This window comes from Roseobacter sp. N2S, assembly GCF_031454055.1.
GTDB lineage: Bacteria > Pseudomonadota > Alphaproteobacteria > Rhodobacterales > Rhodobacteraceae > Amylibacter.
The window spans coordinates 22,896-39,727 of the sequence record NZ_JAVDQB010000008.1 but is presented as its reverse complement, the minus strand read 5'-3'; the positions used below and the strand labels follow the sequence as shown (position 1 = coordinate 39,727).

The window sequence follows — 16,832 nt, the reverse complement described above, 5'->3', positions numbered from 1 at the left end:
CCCTTCATACGGGGGCTGACCTGCTGTATTGCTACGCACAACCCTGTTTCCGACCTTGCCCTTTGGACAAGAATCATGTCACGTCACCGGAAATAGTTAACCTGTTATCTAAGGAGCACAAAATGCTGACCACAACTGATCTCAAAAACCTGCTAAAAGACCCCTCGCTTTTGTGCTCTAAGGCACTGGTGGCTGGCGAATGGATCGACGCCGATGATGGCGCCACATTTGAAGTTAAGAACCCCGCCCGTGGCGATGTTCTGACCACTCTGCCCGATCTGGGTATTGCCGAGGTAAAACGCGCAATCGACGCAGCAGAGGCTTCGCAAAAGGCATGGGCCGCGCGAACTGGCAAAGACCGCGCCGCCATCCTGCGCAAATGGAACGATCTGATGATCGAAAACGCCGATGATCTGGGCCTGATCCTGACCGCTGAAATGGGCAAGCCATTTACCGAAGGTCGCGGTGAAATCCTGTATGGTGCCTCTTTCATCGAATGGTTTGCAGAAGAAGCAAAACGCATTTACGGCGAAACCATTCCAGGCCACATGCCTGACAAACGTATCACCGTAATCAAACAGCCCGTTGGCGTTGTGGCCTCGATCACGCCCTGGAACTTCCCCAACGCAATGATCGCCCGCAAGGTTGCCCCCGCATTGGCCGTGGGCTGTACCTTTGTGGCCCGCCCCGCCAAAGAAACCCCGCTGTCTGCATTGGCTATGGCCTTGCTGGCGGAACGGGCTGGCGTGCCTGCGGGCGTGTTCTCCGTAGTCACCAACACCCGCGCCTCGATCGTCGGCAAAGAATTCTGTGACAACCCGATCGTGCGCAAACTGACCTTTACCGGATCAACCGAAGTAGGCCGCATCCTGATGGAACAGGCCGCAGGGCAGATCATGAAAACATCCATGGAACTGGGCGGGAATGCTCCGTTTATCGTGTTTGACGACGCCAACCTCGACAAAGCCGTTGAAGGAGCGATGATTTCCAAATACCGCAACAACGGCCAAACCTGCGTCTGCGCCAACCGCATTTATGTGCAGGCTGGTGTTTACGACGCATTCGCCAAGAAACTGGCGGCTGCCGTATCTGCAATGAAAATCGGCGATGGTCTGGACGACGGCGTCACCGTTGGCCCACTGATTTCTATGGATGCGGTTGAAAAAGTCGAAGAGCACATCGCGGACGCCACAGCCAAAGGTGCCACAGTCGCAGCCGGCGGCAAACGTCACGCATTGGGCGGAACCTTCTTTGAACCCACCATCCTGACAGGCGTGACTTCGGACATGATGGTCACCAACGACGAAACTTTCGGCCCCGTGGCGCCCCTGTTCAAATTCGACACCGAAGAAGAAGTCGTTGCGGCTGCAAACGACACCATCTTCGGCCTCGCCTCCTACTTCTATTCCAACGACCTGTCCCGCGTTCACCGCGTTCAGGAAGCGCTGGAATACGGCATGGTCGGCGTGAACACTGGTCTTATTTCCACCGAGGTCGCCCCCTTTGGCGGCATCAAACAATCTGGTATCGGGCGCGAAGGCTCCAGCCACGGCACCGAGGATTATCTGGAAATGAAATACATCTGTACGTCGATCTGATCCTAAAAGATCACACCCACAATTTTGAAAAACCGCGCCAAACCGGCGCGGTTTTTTTTATTGGCTGATCACAAAAACGCCTTCAGAACAAAAAAGTCCCGCCCCTGCCAAGGATTGACCCGCGCCATCCGTCAAACCACATTATGCGGATGGAAACGAGCGACGAGAATCTGGTTAACCTAGCCCAATCTGGGGACGCGGCGGCGTTTTCGGCGTTGATTTCCCGTCACTATGATCTGATGCACCGGATCGGCTATCGCATACTTGGATCACAGACCGAAGCACAGGACATGACACAAGACCTTTGTATCGCGCTTGGCGCAAAAATCGCCTCATTTCGCGGCGATGCAAAGTTCACCACATGGCTTTACCGCGTGGCCATTAATGCCGCCCGTGATCGGCTGCGCAAGCGCACCACCCGCCAAAAAGCGCAGGAAAACTGGGGCGCATATGAAGTGAACAGCCGCGCTGCTGATGCCGAAAACCGTGCGCAACTGGATTGGTTACAACAGGCCATGCAAACCCTTCCCGATGATCTGCGTGAAACCGTAGCACTGGTTCTGGGCGAGGATATGACCCACGCCGCCGCCGCCGAGGCGCTGAATATCCCCCAAGGAACCGTTAGTTGGCGCATGTCCGAAGTGAAAAAACACCTGCGCGCGCAGGCCCAATCAGAGGAGCTGATCAAATGAACGAGCTTGAAAAACTCCAGTCCCTGCTGCGCGACACACCTGCCCCGAATGCAGATGCCAAAGCTGCTGCCTTGCGCGCTGCCACAGAAAATTTCGCCCGTCTCCAAGAACAGGGCGCCCAAGCCCGTCCTATTCCCGAAGCCCCCGCAAAGGGGCCCCTCTGGAAAGGACTTGCCGACATGTTTAATCGTTCAACCCTACGCCCCGCCCTTTACGCCAGCACCTGCCTAGTGATCGCAGGCGTTGCCTACACCAGCTATCAGCCGTGGTCGGAAACCCTGCCCGAATTACAAGATGCGGGTCGCGCAACCCAATTGGCCGCCGCACCGGAAGAATCCCTCCAAAAGCCACCGCAAGCCCCCCCAACACTCGCCCCAAAACCTGCCCCGCAGAAACAGGCCGCCGCACAATCGGCCGCTGCGCCCCTCGCTCATTCCCAAGAGTCCGACAGTATCGCCCCGCACCAAAAGCAAAAGACCTATAGTGCTTTGGGCGCGATGGCAGGCCTCGACGCACCAAGCGGTGATACCATCACGCACCCCTTACAGGGCAACGCAGACCAATTCACAGGCGCATCTGAAAACCCGCTCAAAATCACAGCGCAAGACCCCGTTTCGACCTTTTCCATCGACGTAGACACAGCATCATATGCCTATGTGCGCGCAAGCCTTTTGAACGGCGGCCCGCTAAACCCCGACGCCATCCGCATCGAGGAAATGATCAACTATTTCACCTATGACTACCCCGCCCCCAGCGATCCTGACCAACCGTTTTCCACCCAAATCAGTGTCACAAAAACACCGTGGAACCCAGAAACCCAACTGGTGCAAATCGGCATCCAAGGGATGAAACCCGCAATCGAAAACCGCCCACCGCTGAACCTTGTGTTCCTGATCGACACATCAGGGTCCATGCAAAACGCGAATAAACTGCCTCTACTGAAACAATCTTTCGCCTTGATGTTGGGCGAATTACGCCCGACCGATCAAGTGGCCATCGTCACTTATGCAGGCAGCGCCGGCACCGCCTTGGCCCCCACCAACGCCTCGGAAACCGCAACGATCCTTGGCGCGCTTGACAGACTAACCGCAGGCGGAAGCACCGCAGGTCAGGCCGGTTTGCGCCAAGCCTATGCGCTGGCAGGTCAGATGACCCAAGTCGGCGATGTTTCGCGTGTTTTGTTGGCCACGGACGGGGATTTCAACGTAGGGATCAACAACCCCGACCAGATGAAAACCTTTATCCAAGAAAACCGTGACAGCGGCACCTATCTATCGGTGCTCGGCTTTGGCCGTGGCAATTACCGCGACGACATGATGCAGGTGCTGGCACAAAACGGCAACGGAACCGCCGCCTATATTGATACATTGGCCGAAGCCCAGAAAGTGCTTGTTGATCAACTCTCCGGCGCGCTGTTTCCAATCGCAAATGACGTCAAGATTCAGGTGGAATTCAACCCTGCCGAAGTGGCCGAATACCGCCTGATCGGCTATGAAACCCGCACGCTGAACCGTGAAGATTTTAACAATGACACCGTTGATGCAGGAGAAATCGGCGCAGGCCATCAGGTCACAGCGCTTTACGAAATCACCCCCGTCGGATCGCCCGCGATCTTGAATGACCCATTGCGCTATACAGAACAGGCTGCCAGCCACAGCAACGGCGAACTGGGTTATTTCAAACTGCGCTACAAAAAACCGGGCGCAGCGGACAGCCAATTGGTCACCACCCCGATCCGCACAAATGGCGATCTGCCCGACGCAGGGTTCGCCGCCGCCATTGCAGGGTTCGGCCAAGTTTTAAAACACTCGGCCTACATCAAAAACTGGTCTTATGATGACGCGATCACTCTGGCCACAGCCAACAAAGGACCCGACCCCTTCGGCTACCGTGCCGAAGCAATCCGTCTGATGAAGCTCGCCAAAATCCGCGATTAACCCGTTCCATTTTCGTGAAATATCCCCGCCGGAGGCATCCTGCCCCCACAAACGCCACCCCCCGCTGCAATTTGCAACGGGGGGTCTGCAGTTTGACAGGCCGCGCGCATCAAAGGGACAGTGTTGCGCTGCGGCGGCTCGGCCAGCCATCAGGGAGACAGGCTGGAAACCGGCGCCTCTACAACGGGGAGGAAAAGAGGCGCCAGAACTGGATGTGCTAAAACAGGTTAAACGGTTTCGCTATTCGCGACCTTTTTACCGGCTTTAGAATCGATGGTCTTGCTCGGGCTGGCGATTTCAATACGCCGAGGCTTTAAGGCTTCGGGCACTTCACGCACCAAATCCACATGCAGGATTCCGTTTTCGGTTTTCGCCCCAACAGCGCGAACATGATCCGCCATATGGAAGCGTTTTTCAAACGCCCGCGAAGCAATGCCACGGTGCAGATACGTCACGTCCTGAACAGTTTCGGCATCTGCCTTTTTGGCAGAAATCACCAATTGCCCGTCGCGCATTTCAATGGACAATTCATCATCGGAAAATCCGGCAACGGCCACGGAAATCCGATAGGCGTTTTCGTCGGTTTTTTCGATGTTATAGGGGGGGTAACCGTTTGTATTTACATCTACAGTCATGGCGCGATCCAACATGGATGCAAGACGGTCAAAACCAACAGTGGAACGGTAAAGGGGTGCAAAATCATAGGTTCGCATAGGGAAACATCCTCCTTAAGAAGCGATACTTCAGGTCTGGCCTTCCATCATGGACAGGCCTTGTTCTGATACCAGACCCCGTTTTGGGCATCCGGTAAAAAACAATTTAGGATCGGGGATTGGCCCTTTCAAGATCAGTTTTTCAAAAAACTTGTCTGCGTCGTGCGCCCCAGTTGTTCGCTCAAAGATTTACTCGACGGGCGCTTGGATTTGAACACGCCATTGTCTGATTCCAACTCTCCCATCAGCTCTTCCAGTGGCCGACCGAGCGAGGTGCCAAGCGCCACATCTTGGTTGTTCCAAGTGGCTTTAGCCGAAATCACCGAAGCGATCTTTGGATAACCGTTTTCCATCACAAAAATAGGCGACCCCGAAGCCCCGAATGTGGCGTGGCACGACAAAACCAACACCGAAAGGCTTTTGCCCAATATTTCGCAAGGTTCCTCAATAGATGGCCAATCATCACGATCCCGCCCGTAAGATACCACTTTAACCGAAGTCCCAATCGTCGGGCGCGGCGCACGATCAAACGGCATAATTGCCGTATTGCGGATCGGGTGTTGCAGTTCGATGATCGAAATATCATGGCCAACATTGTTAAATTCTGCCGTCCCTTGATGCACATAGGAAGGATGCACAACAATGCGCCGCCCCACCCCAAGTGCAGACGCACGGCCCTGACGCCAGCCTGCGGCAAAAGTAATCTGGCCCGGATCAAGCGGGGCATTTGTACGCGGATCAAAAACACAGTGTGCCGCAGTCAAAACCAGATTTGGCGCAATCAACGCACCGGTGCAAAAACCGCCATCCGCCGTATTCACCCGCCCGACAGCCTGCCAGGCACGCGCCTCATCCGCCGTCATCAATTTGCGCAACGGGTCCTGATTCTGGGCAGATGCGCCCGTAGCAAGGATCAAAGCAAATACAGTTAAAATTCGAGCGATCATGACAGCTACCTGTTGTTTCACAGTTGTGTTTTGCAAAAACACTTGGTCCAAATCATGACCAGAACAACCAAAGATTATGTCAAGGTTGCGGCAGTCTGGAAAATTCGCCTTAAACGCCCACCCTTTTACACATCCAACGCCGCCGGCTTTGGCCCACCCGTCGCCCAATCGAGCAATTCGACCGTATGCACCACAGGTACCTTAGTTGCGCTGCCTATTTGCATCATACAACCGATGTTCCCGGCTGAAATCACATCGGGCGTCTTTGCTTCCAGGGTTTTCACCTTTCGCGCTTTCAACTGCCCCGAGATTTCCGGCTGCATCAGATTATATGTCCCCGCCGATCCACAGCACAAATGGCTGTCACTTGGTTCAACCACCTCAAACCCTGCCCGTTTCAAAAGTGTTTTCGGATGGGTTTTGATTTGCTGCCCGTGTTGCAATGAACAGGCTGCGTGATAGGCGACACGCAGTCCTTTGGCTGCACCTTCAGGCAGGTCCAGCTTCATCAGGACTTCGGATACATCCATCGCCACAGCAGACACCCGCGCCGCATCTTTGGCCAAAGTCTCGTTGCGGAACATATGGCCGTAATCTTTCACTGTCGTGCCGCAGCCTGATGTATTTATCACAACAGCGTCCAGTCCATCTCCGTCCATTTCAGCCGCCCAAACAGCGATGTTTTTAGCTGCCGCAGAATGGCTTTCACCCAGTTTCCCCATGTGATGGGTCAGCGCCCCGCAACAGCCCTGCCCCTTGGCAATCACAACGTCACAGCCAAGCCGCCGTAACAACCGGATGGTTGCGTCATTAATATCTGTATTCAGCGCCCGTTGCGCACAACCCGTCATCAGCGCCACACGCATTTTACGCGGACCAATTGCAGGAAACACCTGCGCATCATCATTCCGACTGACAGGCGGAATATGTTTCGGCGCCATTTCCAACATGGCCTTTAGGCGCGGATCAGGCATGAATCGTGCCAAAGGCCGCCCGATCTTGGCGCCGAGCAACGCCACCCGAAACCGTTTTGGATACGGCAGGATTTTGGCCAGCGTCCAACGCAAAACCCGATCCATCAAGGGCCTTTTATACGTCTCCTCTATATGTGCCCGCGCATGATCCACCAGATGCATGTAATGCACCCCACTTGGACAGGTGGTCATACACGCCAGACAGGACAGGCAGCGATCAATGTGCTTCACAGTCTTTTCATCCGCAGGCCGTCCAGCCTCCAGCATATCTTTTATCAAATAGATCCGCCCGCGCGGGCTGTCTAATTCATCACCCAGAACTTGATAGGTCGGGCAGGTTGCGGTGCAAAATCCACAATGCACACAGGATCTTAAAATCTCGTTACAGCGGGCTGTAGACGGATCCGCCAATTGTTCAGGTGTAAATGTCGTCTGCATTTCAAAAAGCCCCGAATGAAGTCATAAGAACAAACGCCACCAAAGCGCAGCCTAGCAAAGTTAGGAAATACGCGCCTCCGCCAAGCCCGCGCCACCAACGCAAACCCTGTGCTGGTAACACAGCACCCGCTGCAACCAGTCCCAGTATCGCACCCGCCCGACCGATGCCGCGAAACCAGTCATCCGGCCCGTTGGACGGGGGCAAAGGGGCCAGAGCGCCCGCAATCAACAGGGCCAGCGCAACACCAAAGGCGATAAGAAACGGCACCCCGCGCGGCATCGCCGCCAGAGCCAGCCAGACCAACACCATCGGCCCGAAAAGAACGACGATAATTTCCATCAGCCCATCAGCCCATTATTCAAAATCCCGCGCGGATCAAACTGCGCCCGCAGCCCTGCCGAAATAGCAGCCAGCGGCGTCGGTTCGGGGTGAAACACCGGCCCGCATCCCGTTCCGCGCATCAAGGTTGCATGCCCCGCAATGCCGCCCAGCGCACCGCGCAGATCAAAGCCCTGCACCACCTCGGCCCAGATCAAACCACCGCCCCAATCATATAACAGCTTGGCCCCCTCCAAGGCCGCCCCCACACGCGGCCCGTCCGAAGGCTTCACCGAAATCCGCCACAGATCGCCGCTGCCCCCTGCAAACGCACTGGCATCCCGCACCGCAATCCAATCCGCATCCGGATTCACCGAAACGTCGCCAAAGGACGCCAACACCGCCTGCAATTTCTCAGTGCGATAGGTCAGCGAGTCTGAAAACCCCTCAAGCCGCAACATCACAACCTGCCCCCCAGGATCATAGGCCGCCCCCGACACCTCATAGGGCGACCCCAGCGCGGCGGACATTGCCCCAATAGCAGCCACGTCATCCACCCCTGAAACCTCAAGCGTCACAACCGCTTCAACCCCTGGCAGCACCTTAAAGGCAACTTCGCTCAGAACACCCAGCGTCCCCCAAGACCCCGCCAGCAGCTTCACAAGATCATAACCGGTGACATTCTTCATCACCCGACCGCCGTTTTTGATGATATCGCCGCGCCCGTCCACAAAACGCACTCCGATCAGACTGTCCCGACAAGCCCCCGCCTGTATCCGCCGCGGGCCAGATGCATTGGCCGCCACAACCCCGCCAATGGTCGAGTTGCCCTCGACACCCAACAGTGCGCCGGCCAACATCGGTTCAAACGGCAAGCGCTGGTTTTCTGCCGCCAAAGCCGCTTCCACCTCTGCCAGCGGCGTTCCCGCACCCGCCACAATCGTCAAAGCCCCCGGTTCATACAGCGAAATTCCCGACAGACCCGCCGTAGACAGAACCTGCCCCGTCGCCCGCCCCACGGGCCGCGTTCCCCCGCCAACAATCCGCAACGGCCCCGCCGCCTGTGCAATTGCAGCACTCAACTCTGCTTCACTCTCTGGCCTGATCATCTTCTTCTTTCTACAAATATCCTGGGGGTCTGGGGGAAACCCCCAGCTAGGCCGCAGCCACCTTCCGCCGCGTCTGTGTCACAGCCAAAGGGAACACCTTTGACGGGTTCAACAACCACTGCGGATCAAACACATCCTTCACCCGCAACTGCGCCTCAAGATCGACCGGATTAAACTGCGCATGCATCAGATCGCGCTTTTCCACACCAACCCCGTGTTCTCCTGTCAGACAGCCGCCGACTTCAACACAGAGCTTCAGAATATCCGCGCCCATCTGTTCGCACAGCTCCAGATCACCCGGTTTATTGGCGTCAAACAGGATCAGCGGATGCATATTTCCGTCGCCTGCGTGAAACACATTGCCCACCCCCAATCCATATTCCTGAGACAGCTCGCCAATCCGTTTCAGTACGGCAGGCAAAGACGACACAGGAATTGTCCCGTCCAGACACATGTAATCGTTAATCTGCCCCATGGCGCCAAAGGCCGATTTGCGCCCCAACCAGATTGCGGCACTTTCCTCGGCTGACTTGCTCTCGCGCAATTCCACCGGATTATGCTTGCGGGCAATGTCACTGATCACCCCCAACTGCATGTCGATTTCCGCGTCGGATCCTTCAACCTCGACAATCAACAAAGCCTCGCACATAGGGTATCCCGCATGGGCAAAAGCCTCGGTTGCCTCGATGCAGGGACGATCCATGAATTCGATCGCCACAGGCAAAACACCCGCTTTGATGATGTCAGAGACACATTCGCCCGCCACCTCGTTAGTATCAAACCCGATCAGTACAGGGCGCGCGCCCTCTGGTTTGCGCAAAATCCGCAATGTCGCCTCTGTCACGACGCCCAACTGTCCCTCGGACCCGCAAATCACCCCCAGCAAGTCCAAACCACCTGCATCCAGATACGCGCCACCGATTTCAACAACGGTGCCATCCATCAACACCATGGTAACCCCCAGCAGATTGTTGGTGGTCACCCCATATTTCAAACAATGCGCCCCGCCTGAATTCATCGCGATATTACCGGCGATGGCACAGGCCAACTGGCTGGACGGGTCTGGCGCATAAAAGAAGTCTTCTTCTTCAACCGCGCCTGTCACGCTTAGGTTGGTGCGCCCCGTCTGTACCCGAATATACCGGTCGGGATAATTGGTCTCGATCACCCCGTTCATCCGCGCAACCCCAAGGATCACCGCATCCGCAGTGGGCAATGCCCCCCCCGCCAGTGACGTCCCCGATCCGCGCGGAACCACAGGCACGCCCAGTTCATGACAGACCTTCAGAACCGCCGCCACTTCTGCGGTGTTTGACGGTAAAACCGCTGCCAAAGGCGCACATTTATAAGCCGTCAGCGCATCGCATTCATAAACCCGCGTTTCCCGCTCCTCATGGATCACCGCATCGAGCGGCAGCACAGCTTGCAACCGCGCAACAATCTCGGCTTTACGGGCCAGAATAGATTCGTTCGGGGTAGGCATTTCCATGGCACGTCTCCATTTCGCATATTTGGTAACTTAATATGACCAATTAACCGAATTGCAAGCCTTTAGTCGCCCGCAAATCATCATTCCACTCGCCCTCAAGCTAGGCTAAAGACAAAGAATGACCTACAGCTTGCCTGAACTTCTCTTCCATTTCACCCTGATCGACGGGATTGCCATCGCATTTTTTGTCGCCGCATGGCTGTTTTGCTCCTTTACGATAGAACGAAAAGACAGCGCAAAACCCTCCACCCATATGCTGATGGAGGCCTACCGTATCCGCTGGATGGAACAAATGGTCACCCGCCAACCCCGCATCTTTGACAGCGCAATCCTTGGCATCATGCGCAACGGGGCCACGTTCTTTTCCAGCTCCTGCATGATAGCTATCGGCGGCTGTGTGGCGCTTTTGGGCGGCGCAGAGCAACTCACCGTGATCGCTTCGGATCTCTCTGATGCGCTGGTTGTGCCCAAAATCGTCTGGGAGGTGAAAATCCTCGCCCTGATGGGTCTGCTTGCCAACGGGTTTCTAAAATTCGTCTGGTCCGTGCGGCTGTTTGGCTATTGCGCAATCGTTATGGCCTCTGTGCCAAATGACCCCGACGATCCCACCGCCAGCCCCACCGCGCGCAAAGCCGCCGATATTTCCAACCACGCCGCCCGCAGCTTTAACCGAGGCCTGCGCTCGGTCTATTTCACCATTGCCGCACTCACATGGCTGATCGGCGCCGTGCCCCTGATCCTTGCCACACTAACAACCGCGATCCTGCTGTACCGGCGCGAATTCAACTCCCGCACCCGCGAGGCTTTGGCGAACTAGCTTCAATGTTCCCCAAATACTCAGGAAACCTGCGGGTTCAACGCCCTTCACGCCGCCAAGCGGCCACCATCAAACCCGCCACCAACAGCAGCAGCACCCAAGCAGGCAGCAGCGGAGTTTGGCGAATATCAGTCGCCAGATAGGCATTGCGCGGCGTAAGCCCCAGCCAACCGCGCCCCGCCGCAGTGCGTCCTTCCCGCACAGTGCGCAACTGCGGATTGGCATACTCCTCTAACCGTAATACCCCGCCCCCTGTTGCGGCCATGATCGGCTGCAAGGCCGTGGCATCTGCCATGGTCTGTTCAAATTCACGCGGGGCGGTAGGGCCAATAGCCACAACGGCTTTCAAGTCCCCGTCATTCAGACGATACAACCCGTTTTCTTCCCCCTGAAAAGTGCCAACCCAGCGGCCGGGTGTCACTTCTTGGGTGTCCAGAACCGTTTCTGTTCCATCCGGCCCTGTCACGGTGATGGGCCCGCGATCCTCGGTCAGGGAACGCCGCGTCACCGTCACCCGATTGCCCTGCACCGTGCCGGAAATGCGCTCTTCCTCTAGTTCGGGTTCTTTCATGGTCCAATGGGCCAAGCGGCGCAGCAGTTCCAATTGTGGCCCGCCGCCTTCAAATCCGCGCGACCACAGCCAGGCGTGATCGGACATCAACATGGCAATGCGGCCTTCATCCACACGGTCCAGAACCAGCAGCGGCTTTTCATCCGCGCCGGTCATCACGGTCTGCCCTTGGGTCGGGACGGTTTCGATCAAGCGGAACCAGCGGCCCCAGCCCGGCGTGCCATCCTCGGCAGTGGGGCGCGGCGCAAAATCATCCAGCCCTTCGGTCACGGGATGGCGCTGCCCCAATTCGGATATTTTCGGCACAAAGCCTTTTTCGATAATCCGCGCTGTGGGCTGGGCTGGCAAAACACTGTTCAGCGGCGTGCGCGCGATGCTTTCCGGCCCGCCAAACGCCGGCCCAGATGCCACCAGCACCGCCCCGCCGCGCCGCACATAATCCGCCACATTTTGCATATAACGATTGGGCAGGATACCGCGGCGGCGATAGCGGTCAAAGATGATCAGGTCAAATTCGTCGATCTTTTCCAGAAACAATTCCCGCGTGGGAAAGGCGATCAAAGACAGTTCGCGCACTGGGACGCCGTCCTGTTTGTCAGGGCTGCGCAGGATGGTAAAATGCACCAGATCCACTGCGCTGTCGGATTTCAGCAGATTGCGCCATGTCCGTTCCCCCGCGTGGGGTTCGCCTGACACCAGCAAAACCCGCAACCGGTCGCGCACGCCGTTGATCGACAGAACCGCGGCATTGTTGCGATCCGTCAATTCGCCGTCTTCGGGGGTGACGTTGAATTGCAGCACATTGATGCCACCGTGGGGCAACGTCAGAGGCAGTTCGAACTGGCGCCCGACCTCTACCTCAAAATCCTGCGGGGTTTCCCCGTCCACGGAAATCTGCAAATGGGCTCGGCCCCGCACAGCTTCGGGAACAGCGCCTTGATCCTCGACCCGTACTTGCAGGGTGACGGGTTCCCCGACGATGGCAAATGCGGGGGCGTTGGTGATGACCAAACGGCGATCCCAGTCGTTGTCCTGCCCTGTCAAAACCACATGAACAGGGGCTGGAAAACTGTCGAGAACCTGCGCGTCATGGATTTGCCCATCCGTCACCAGCAGCGCCCCCGCGATGCGGTTTGACGCCACTTCAGACGCCGCCTTGGCCAGTGCGGTCAGCACCATTGACCCGTCGTCTGCCGCACGCGGGTCGTTTTCCACCTCAATGATGCGGGTCTCAAAATCCTCAAGCGTGCCGATTTCTGCCCGCAAGGCTTCAACCCCTTGGGCAATTTGTTCGGGCCGCACATCCACAGACTGGCTTTCGGTGTTATCCACCACCACAAAGACGATATTCGACAGGTTTTCCCGCTCTTCCTGACGGATCACAGGCTGCGCCAATGCGCCGAGCACAATCACCAGCCCCAGCGCGCGCAGCCACCAACCCGGCAAACGACGCCAAGCGGCCAAAGCCACAAAGATCAGACAGATCAGCGCGAAGACAGATAAAATCTGTTGCGGGATCAGCGGGGTAAAGGCGAATTCAAAGTCCAACATCACTGCCCCAACCGATCTAACAGCGCAGGCACATGCACCTGATCCGATTTATAATTGCCCGTCAGCACATGCATGATCAAATTAACCCCGAAGCGGATCGCGATTTCCCGTTGGCGTTCACCAGACACGCCACGCCCCACAGGATAGGCAAACCGCCCGTTTTCGGTGATCGCCCAAGCACTGGCCCAGTCATTGCCGCCAATCACCACAGGAGTTACCCCGTCGTTCAGGTTACGAAAGGGCATGCCCTCGACCAATTCCGCATCAGGCGGCGCAGCTTCAACCCAGACATTTGCATTGGCATAGCGGCCCGGAAAATCCTGCAACAGATAAAAGGCGCGGGTCAGTACATGGTCTTCGGGGATGGGCTCCAGCGGGGGAATATCCAGATTGCGCGCCAATTGCTGCAACATCTTGCCGTTGGGCGTGCCCCCGCTCAGCCCGCGCCCGATGTTGGAATCTTTGGTATCAAACAGGATCAAGCCGCCGCCCCGCAGGAAACTGTTCACCTTTTCAAACGCTGCACTGGATGGCATGCGCAGCGTGTCGGTCACAGGCCAGTACAAGAAAGGATAAAGCGACAGCTCATCGGTTTCCAGATTAACCCCGACAGGTTCTACAGGCTCCACGCTGGTGCGGCGGAACAGTTCGGTTGACAGGCCCAACAGCCCAGCCCGAGACACATCATCCAGCCGCGCATTGCCCGTGTCCACATAGGCCAGAACCGTGTTATTGGCCGCCTGTATCAACGCTGTATCATCTTGCGGCTGGGACTGAGCTTGCGCGGGATCAATGGGCCATGCCAACAGAACCAGCCCTGCCGCCACACCGCTGCGCAGCCACAACCGTCCGCCCACCCACAGGGTCGCCAAAACATCTGCACAAAGGAAGGCCAAAGCGGCCATCAAAAGCAGTGCTTGTAGGGGGCGTTCTTCGGATCGGGTCAAGGTCAGGAAATTGGTCCCAAGCGGCCAGGTTTCTGCCACCAACTGGCGATCCGCTGCCACTGCATTCAGCGCCACACGGCGTCCATCACCCTGAAGATCACCACTTTTATAGACACCGGGCGGCATTTCAGCGGAAAACACACCCGCCGCCAGCCGCGCTCCGTCCACACCTGCCAAAGCTGGGGCGTCGCGCAACAGGCCAAATCCATCCAGAACCTGTTCAGGCACCCAAACGGTGCCCTCCAGATCTGCGCTGTCCAAAACACCGGAACGCGCTGAAATCGCCAGCCGTTCCAGCAGTTGCACAAACAGGCCAGACAGGGGCAGTGTCGACCATTCCGCATTGGCGGTCACATGGAACAATACCACCCGCCCCGCGCCCTGATCCTTGGCCGTCACCAGCGGGGTGCCGTCCTGTAGGCTGGCCAAAACCCGCTCTGCCAGATTGGGATCGGGCTGGGCCATGACCTGACTTTCCACCAGCACATCATCGGGAATTTCCAGACCGAAGAACGGGCTGCCCTCGGGAAAATCTTCGAGCGCTTTGGGTGCGCCCCAGCTCATTGCGCCGCCCACCGTGCGACCGCCCGCCCGCAACCGCACGGGCAAAAGCGGGTGTTCATCGGTTTGCCCCAACCCGCTGCTGGCCATCCGAGGCCCCGCAAAGCGCACCAGCAAGCCACCCTTTTCCACCCAATCCAGAATCGATTGGGTTTCCGCAGCGGTCAAATCACCAACATCGGCCAAAATCAGCACATCGGGCGTGGCTTGCAGGCTGTCGGCCAGATCGGCCTCGATTACATCGGCGGTGGGCACCAAGGCTTTGCGCAGGAAATGCAACGGCGATACCAGAACCGCGCCTTCCTGTTCGCTGCCACCCCCGATCAACGCCACTTTGCGCCGCTGGATACTGTCATCCGTCACCACAACCGCCCCTGCCGATCGCACCCCGTCCAGCGCCACGCGCCGCACGCGATTGCGCAGTTCAGAGGGCAATTCGATACTGGCCACAGACTCGGTCAAACCCTGTTCAAACGCTCCGTTTACACTGGCAAGACTGCGGGTGATGCCCGCCGGATCAGGGCCCTCGGCCTTGATCGAAAACGCCGCCGCGTCGGTGTTATCCAGCCGCAACGCCGTGGTGGTCAAAGCGCCACTTTCAATGCCAATGCCGCGCAAGGCCAACAGGTTGCCCCCCGATTCCACCACGCTGACATCGCCTTTTTCCGCCAATGCCGCCAGCAAACCGGCACGCCCGTCGCGGGCCAAACCGTCAGACATCCAGATGGTTTCAAAGGCATCCTCTTGCGTCACCGCTTCAATCCAAAGGGCATAGTCGGGTTCCCAGGCATTGGGTTGCAGGCCTTTGACCAGCGCGCTCCAATTGTCAGCGGAATTGAAGCCGAAAGGTTTGTCGCCCTTCGGCCCGTCGCTAAGCGTAACCACCGCCACAGGGCGTCCGTCTTGCACCGCAAATTGCAGGATTTCGTCCAGTTTATCCTGACGCGCCCCCCAGCTTTGCGCACTGGCCCAACTGCCATCCAGCGCAATCAGCAAAGGCGCCCGCCCCGCGATCCGGTCGGACGGGTTTAACACAGGCTGCGCAAACGCCAGAATAGCCGCCGCAATCGCCGCCATACGCAGCAGCAAAAGCCACCAAGGGGTGCGATCGGGTGTGGTTTCCCGATCTTCCAACCCCAGCAACAGGGTCACCGCCGGAAACCGCCGTTTCAACGGTGCAGGTGGCACCGCACGCAGCAGCCACCACAGGATCGGCAAACCAAGCAGACCCAGCAACAACCAAGGGGCCAAAAAGCCCAGAGTTCCAAGTGCGATCATCTGGCTGGTCCTGAAATTGCGTTGTGAATCCACATCAAAGCGGCTTGCGCAGGTTGATCGGTGTGGTGGCACATGTACTGCCAGCCCGTGCGCCGCGCCAAGGCGTCCAGCTTGTCTTTGCGTTCTGCCAGCCGTGCCAGATAATCATCCCGCAGCGCCTTGGCCCGCCGGGTTTCAAAATTGATCGCCCCGCTCATACTTTGGAAAATCGTGCGCCCGTCAAAGGGGAAACTCTCCTCGGTCGGGTCCAGAACCTGCACCAAGCACCCCTGAACGCGCTGGTCAGCGGCGCGTGACAGGGCCGCGATCACTTGCTCCCAATCGCCCAGAAAATCACTGATCAACAGGGCGCGATTGCCCCGTCCCATTTCCTTGCTTGGCGGCACGCCGTAATCTGCGCCTTTTGAATCTGTTGCCAGACGCATGGCCATTTTGGTGATCTGCCCGCGCCCGTGTTTGGGGGGCTGCGGGTCTTCCATCAGCCCGACACTTTCGCCCGCTTTGGCCAGCAAAATTGACGCCGCCAACCCTAAAACCCGCGCCCGCTCGCCCTTTTGTGGCAAGTTATCCTGCCCACGGTACGCCATCGCGGCAGAGCGATCCACCCAGAGATGCACCGCCTGCAGGTTCTGCCATTCCATCTGTCGCACAAACTGTGTGTCCGCACGGGCGGACCGACGCCAGTCGATTTCCCGCAACGGATCCCCCGCCCCCGCAGGACGGTATTGCCAGAACTCATCCCCGGGCCCCGCCCGTCTGCGGCCATGGGCCCCTAGACTTATGGTCGCTGCCAATTGGTCCGCTGCCGCCATTAAGGCAGGAAAGCCAGCGGCGATTTCCTCGGCGTCATGGCGCAACTGTTCCGGAGTGATCTGTTCGGGCAAGGTCACG

General features: G+C 57.6%; 13 protein-coding genes. 4 read left to right on the top strand and 9 right to left on the bottom strand.

What is annotated here, in order from left to right:
• Window positions 1-122 precede the first annotated feature (122 nt).
• The 3 genes from GGE09_RS16950 (at window position 123) to GGE09_RS16940 (ending at window position 4,227) form a co-directional block, all read left to right on the top strand.
• Window positions 123-1,598 carry an NAD-dependent succinate-semialdehyde dehydrogenase gene (locus tag GGE09_RS16950; RefSeq protein WP_309747354.1) on the top strand — a complete coding sequence of 492 codons (1,476 nt, stop codon included), beginning with the start codon at window positions 123-125 and terminating at the stop codon, window positions 1,596-1,598.
• A 143-nt stretch (window positions 1,599-1,741) separates the two neighbouring features.
• Complete coding sequence (locus GGE09_RS16945; protein ID WP_309747353.1) at window positions 1,742-2,290, top strand: RNA polymerase sigma factor; 549 nt, start codon at window positions 1,742-1,744, stop codon at window positions 2,288-2,290.
• A complete protein-coding gene (locus GGE09_RS16940) occupies window positions 2,287-4,227 on the top strand; it encodes a VWA domain-containing protein (RefSeq protein WP_309747352.1) in 1,941 nt (646 codons plus the stop codon). The genes GGE09_RS16945 and GGE09_RS16940 overlap by 4 nt, the downstream gene beginning before the upstream one ends.
• Before the next feature lie 227 nt (window positions 4,228-4,454).
• Here GGE09_RS16940 and GGE09_RS16935 read toward each other — a convergent pair whose 3' ends face one another.
• The 6 genes from GGE09_RS16935 to GGE09_RS16910 all read right to left on the bottom strand — a co-directional run bounded on the left by GGE09_RS16935 (window position 4,455) and on the right by GGE09_RS16910 (window position 10,216).
• Complete coding sequence (locus GGE09_RS16935) at window positions 4,455-4,940, bottom strand: Hsp20 family protein (RefSeq protein ID WP_309747351.1); 486 nt, start codon at window positions 4,938-4,940, stop codon at window positions 4,455-4,457.
• 134 nt (window positions 4,941-5,074) lie between these two features.
• Window positions 5,075-5,887: a trypsin-like serine protease gene (locus GGE09_RS16930; protein WP_309747350.1), complete on the bottom strand. Its 813-nt coding sequence runs from the start codon at window positions 5,885-5,887 to the stop codon at window positions 5,075-5,077.
• Between the two features lie 125 nt (window positions 5,888-6,012).
• Window positions 6,013-7,299, bottom strand: coding sequence for a glycolate oxidase subunit GlcF (glcF, locus tag GGE09_RS16925; protein WP_309747349.1), 1,287 nt, complete (start codon window positions 7,297-7,299; stop codon window positions 6,013-6,015).
• Window position 7,300: 1 nt separating this feature from the next.
• On the bottom strand, window positions 7,301-7,639 hold the full coding sequence (locus tag GGE09_RS16920; protein WP_309747348.1) for a hypothetical protein: 339 nt from the start codon (window positions 7,637-7,639) through the stop codon (window positions 7,301-7,303).
• Window positions 7,639-8,724 (bottom strand): FAD-binding protein, encoded by a 1,086-nt coding sequence (locus GGE09_RS16915; RefSeq protein ID WP_309747505.1) that lies wholly within the window; start codon window positions 8,722-8,724, stop codon window positions 7,639-7,641. Before GGE09_RS16915 ends, GGE09_RS16920 begins: the two co-directional genes overlap by 1 nt.
• A 49-nt stretch (window positions 8,725-8,773) precedes the next feature.
• The gene (locus tag GGE09_RS16910) at window positions 8,774-10,216 is read right to left on the bottom strand and encodes an FAD-linked oxidase C-terminal domain-containing protein (protein WP_309747347.1); all 1,443 of its coding nucleotides are present in this window, start codon (window positions 10,214-10,216) and stop codon (window positions 8,774-8,776) included.
• A 118-nt stretch (window positions 10,217-10,334) separates the two neighbouring features.
• Here GGE09_RS16910 and GGE09_RS16905 point away from each other — a divergent pair, with 118 nt between their 5' ends.
• Window positions 10,335-11,033, top strand: coding sequence for a DUF599 domain-containing protein (locus tag GGE09_RS16905; protein WP_309747346.1), 699 nt, complete (start codon window positions 10,335-10,337; stop codon window positions 11,031-11,033).
• A gap of 37 nt (window positions 11,034-11,070) precedes the next feature.
• On the opposite strand, the gene GGE09_RS16900 is transcribed toward GGE09_RS16905, so the two are convergent.
• Genes GGE09_RS16900 through GGE09_RS16890 form a run of 3 tightly spaced genes read right to left on the bottom strand, consistent with a single transcriptional unit; the run spans window position 11,071 to window position 16,831 of the window.
• Window positions 11,071-13,155, bottom strand: a complete 2,085-nt coding sequence (locus GGE09_RS16900) for a hypothetical protein (protein ID WP_309747345.1) — start codon at window positions 13,153-13,155, stop codon at window positions 11,071-11,073.
• Complete coding sequence (locus GGE09_RS16895; RefSeq protein ID WP_309747344.1) at window positions 13,155-15,941, bottom strand: DUF4159 domain-containing protein; 2,787 nt, start codon at window positions 15,939-15,941, stop codon at window positions 13,155-13,157. The genes GGE09_RS16900 and GGE09_RS16895 overlap by 1 nt, the downstream gene beginning before the upstream one ends.
• On the bottom strand, window positions 15,938-16,831 hold the full coding sequence (locus GGE09_RS16890) for a DUF58 domain-containing protein (protein WP_309747343.1): 894 nt from the start codon (window positions 16,829-16,831) through the stop codon (window positions 15,938-15,940). Before GGE09_RS16890 ends, GGE09_RS16895 begins: the two co-directional genes overlap by 4 nt.
• Window position 16,832: the final 1 nt, after the last annotated feature.

Excerpts from the sequence above, each read along its gene's own strand:
- GGE09_RS16950 (WP_309747354.1), top strand. The coding sequence starts at position 123 with ATGCTGACCACAACTGATCTCAAAAACCTGCTAAAAGACCCCTCGCTT.
- GGE09_RS16945 (WP_309747353.1), top strand. The coding sequence starts at position 1,742 with ATGCGGATGGAAACGAGCGACGAGAATCTGGTTAACCTAGCCCAATCT.
- GGE09_RS16940 (WP_309747352.1), top strand. The coding sequence starts at position 2,287 with ATGAACGAGCTTGAAAAACTCCAGTCCCTGCTGCGCGACACACCTGCC.
- GGE09_RS16935 (WP_309747351.1), bottom strand. The coding sequence starts at position 4,940 with ATGCGAACCTATGATTTTGCACCCCTTTACCGTTCCACTGTTGGTTTT.
- GGE09_RS16930 (WP_309747350.1), bottom strand. The coding sequence starts at position 5,887 with ATGATCGCTCGAATTTTAACTGTATTTGCTTTGATCCTTGCTACGGGC.
- glcF (WP_309747349.1), bottom strand. The coding sequence starts at position 7,299 with ATGCAGACGACATTTACACCTGAACAATTGGCGGATCCGTCTACAGCC.
- GGE09_RS16920 (WP_309747348.1), bottom strand. The coding sequence starts at position 7,639 with ATGGAAATTATCGTCGTTCTTTTCGGGCCGATGGTGTTGGTCTGGCTG.
- GGE09_RS16910 (WP_309747347.1), bottom strand. The coding sequence starts at position 10,216 with ATGGAAATGCCTACCCCGAACGAATCTATTCTGGCCCGTAAAGCCGAG.
- GGE09_RS16905 (WP_309747346.1), top strand. The coding sequence starts at position 10,335 with ATGACCTACAGCTTGCCTGAACTTCTCTTCCATTTCACCCTGATCGAC.
- GGE09_RS16900 (WP_309747345.1), bottom strand. The coding sequence starts at position 13,155 with ATGTTGGACTTTGAATTCGCCTTTACCCCGCTGATCCCGCAACAGATT.
- GGE09_RS16895 (WP_309747344.1), bottom strand. The coding sequence starts at position 15,941 with ATGATCGCACTTGGAACTCTGGGCTTTTTGGCCCCTTGGTTGTTGCTG.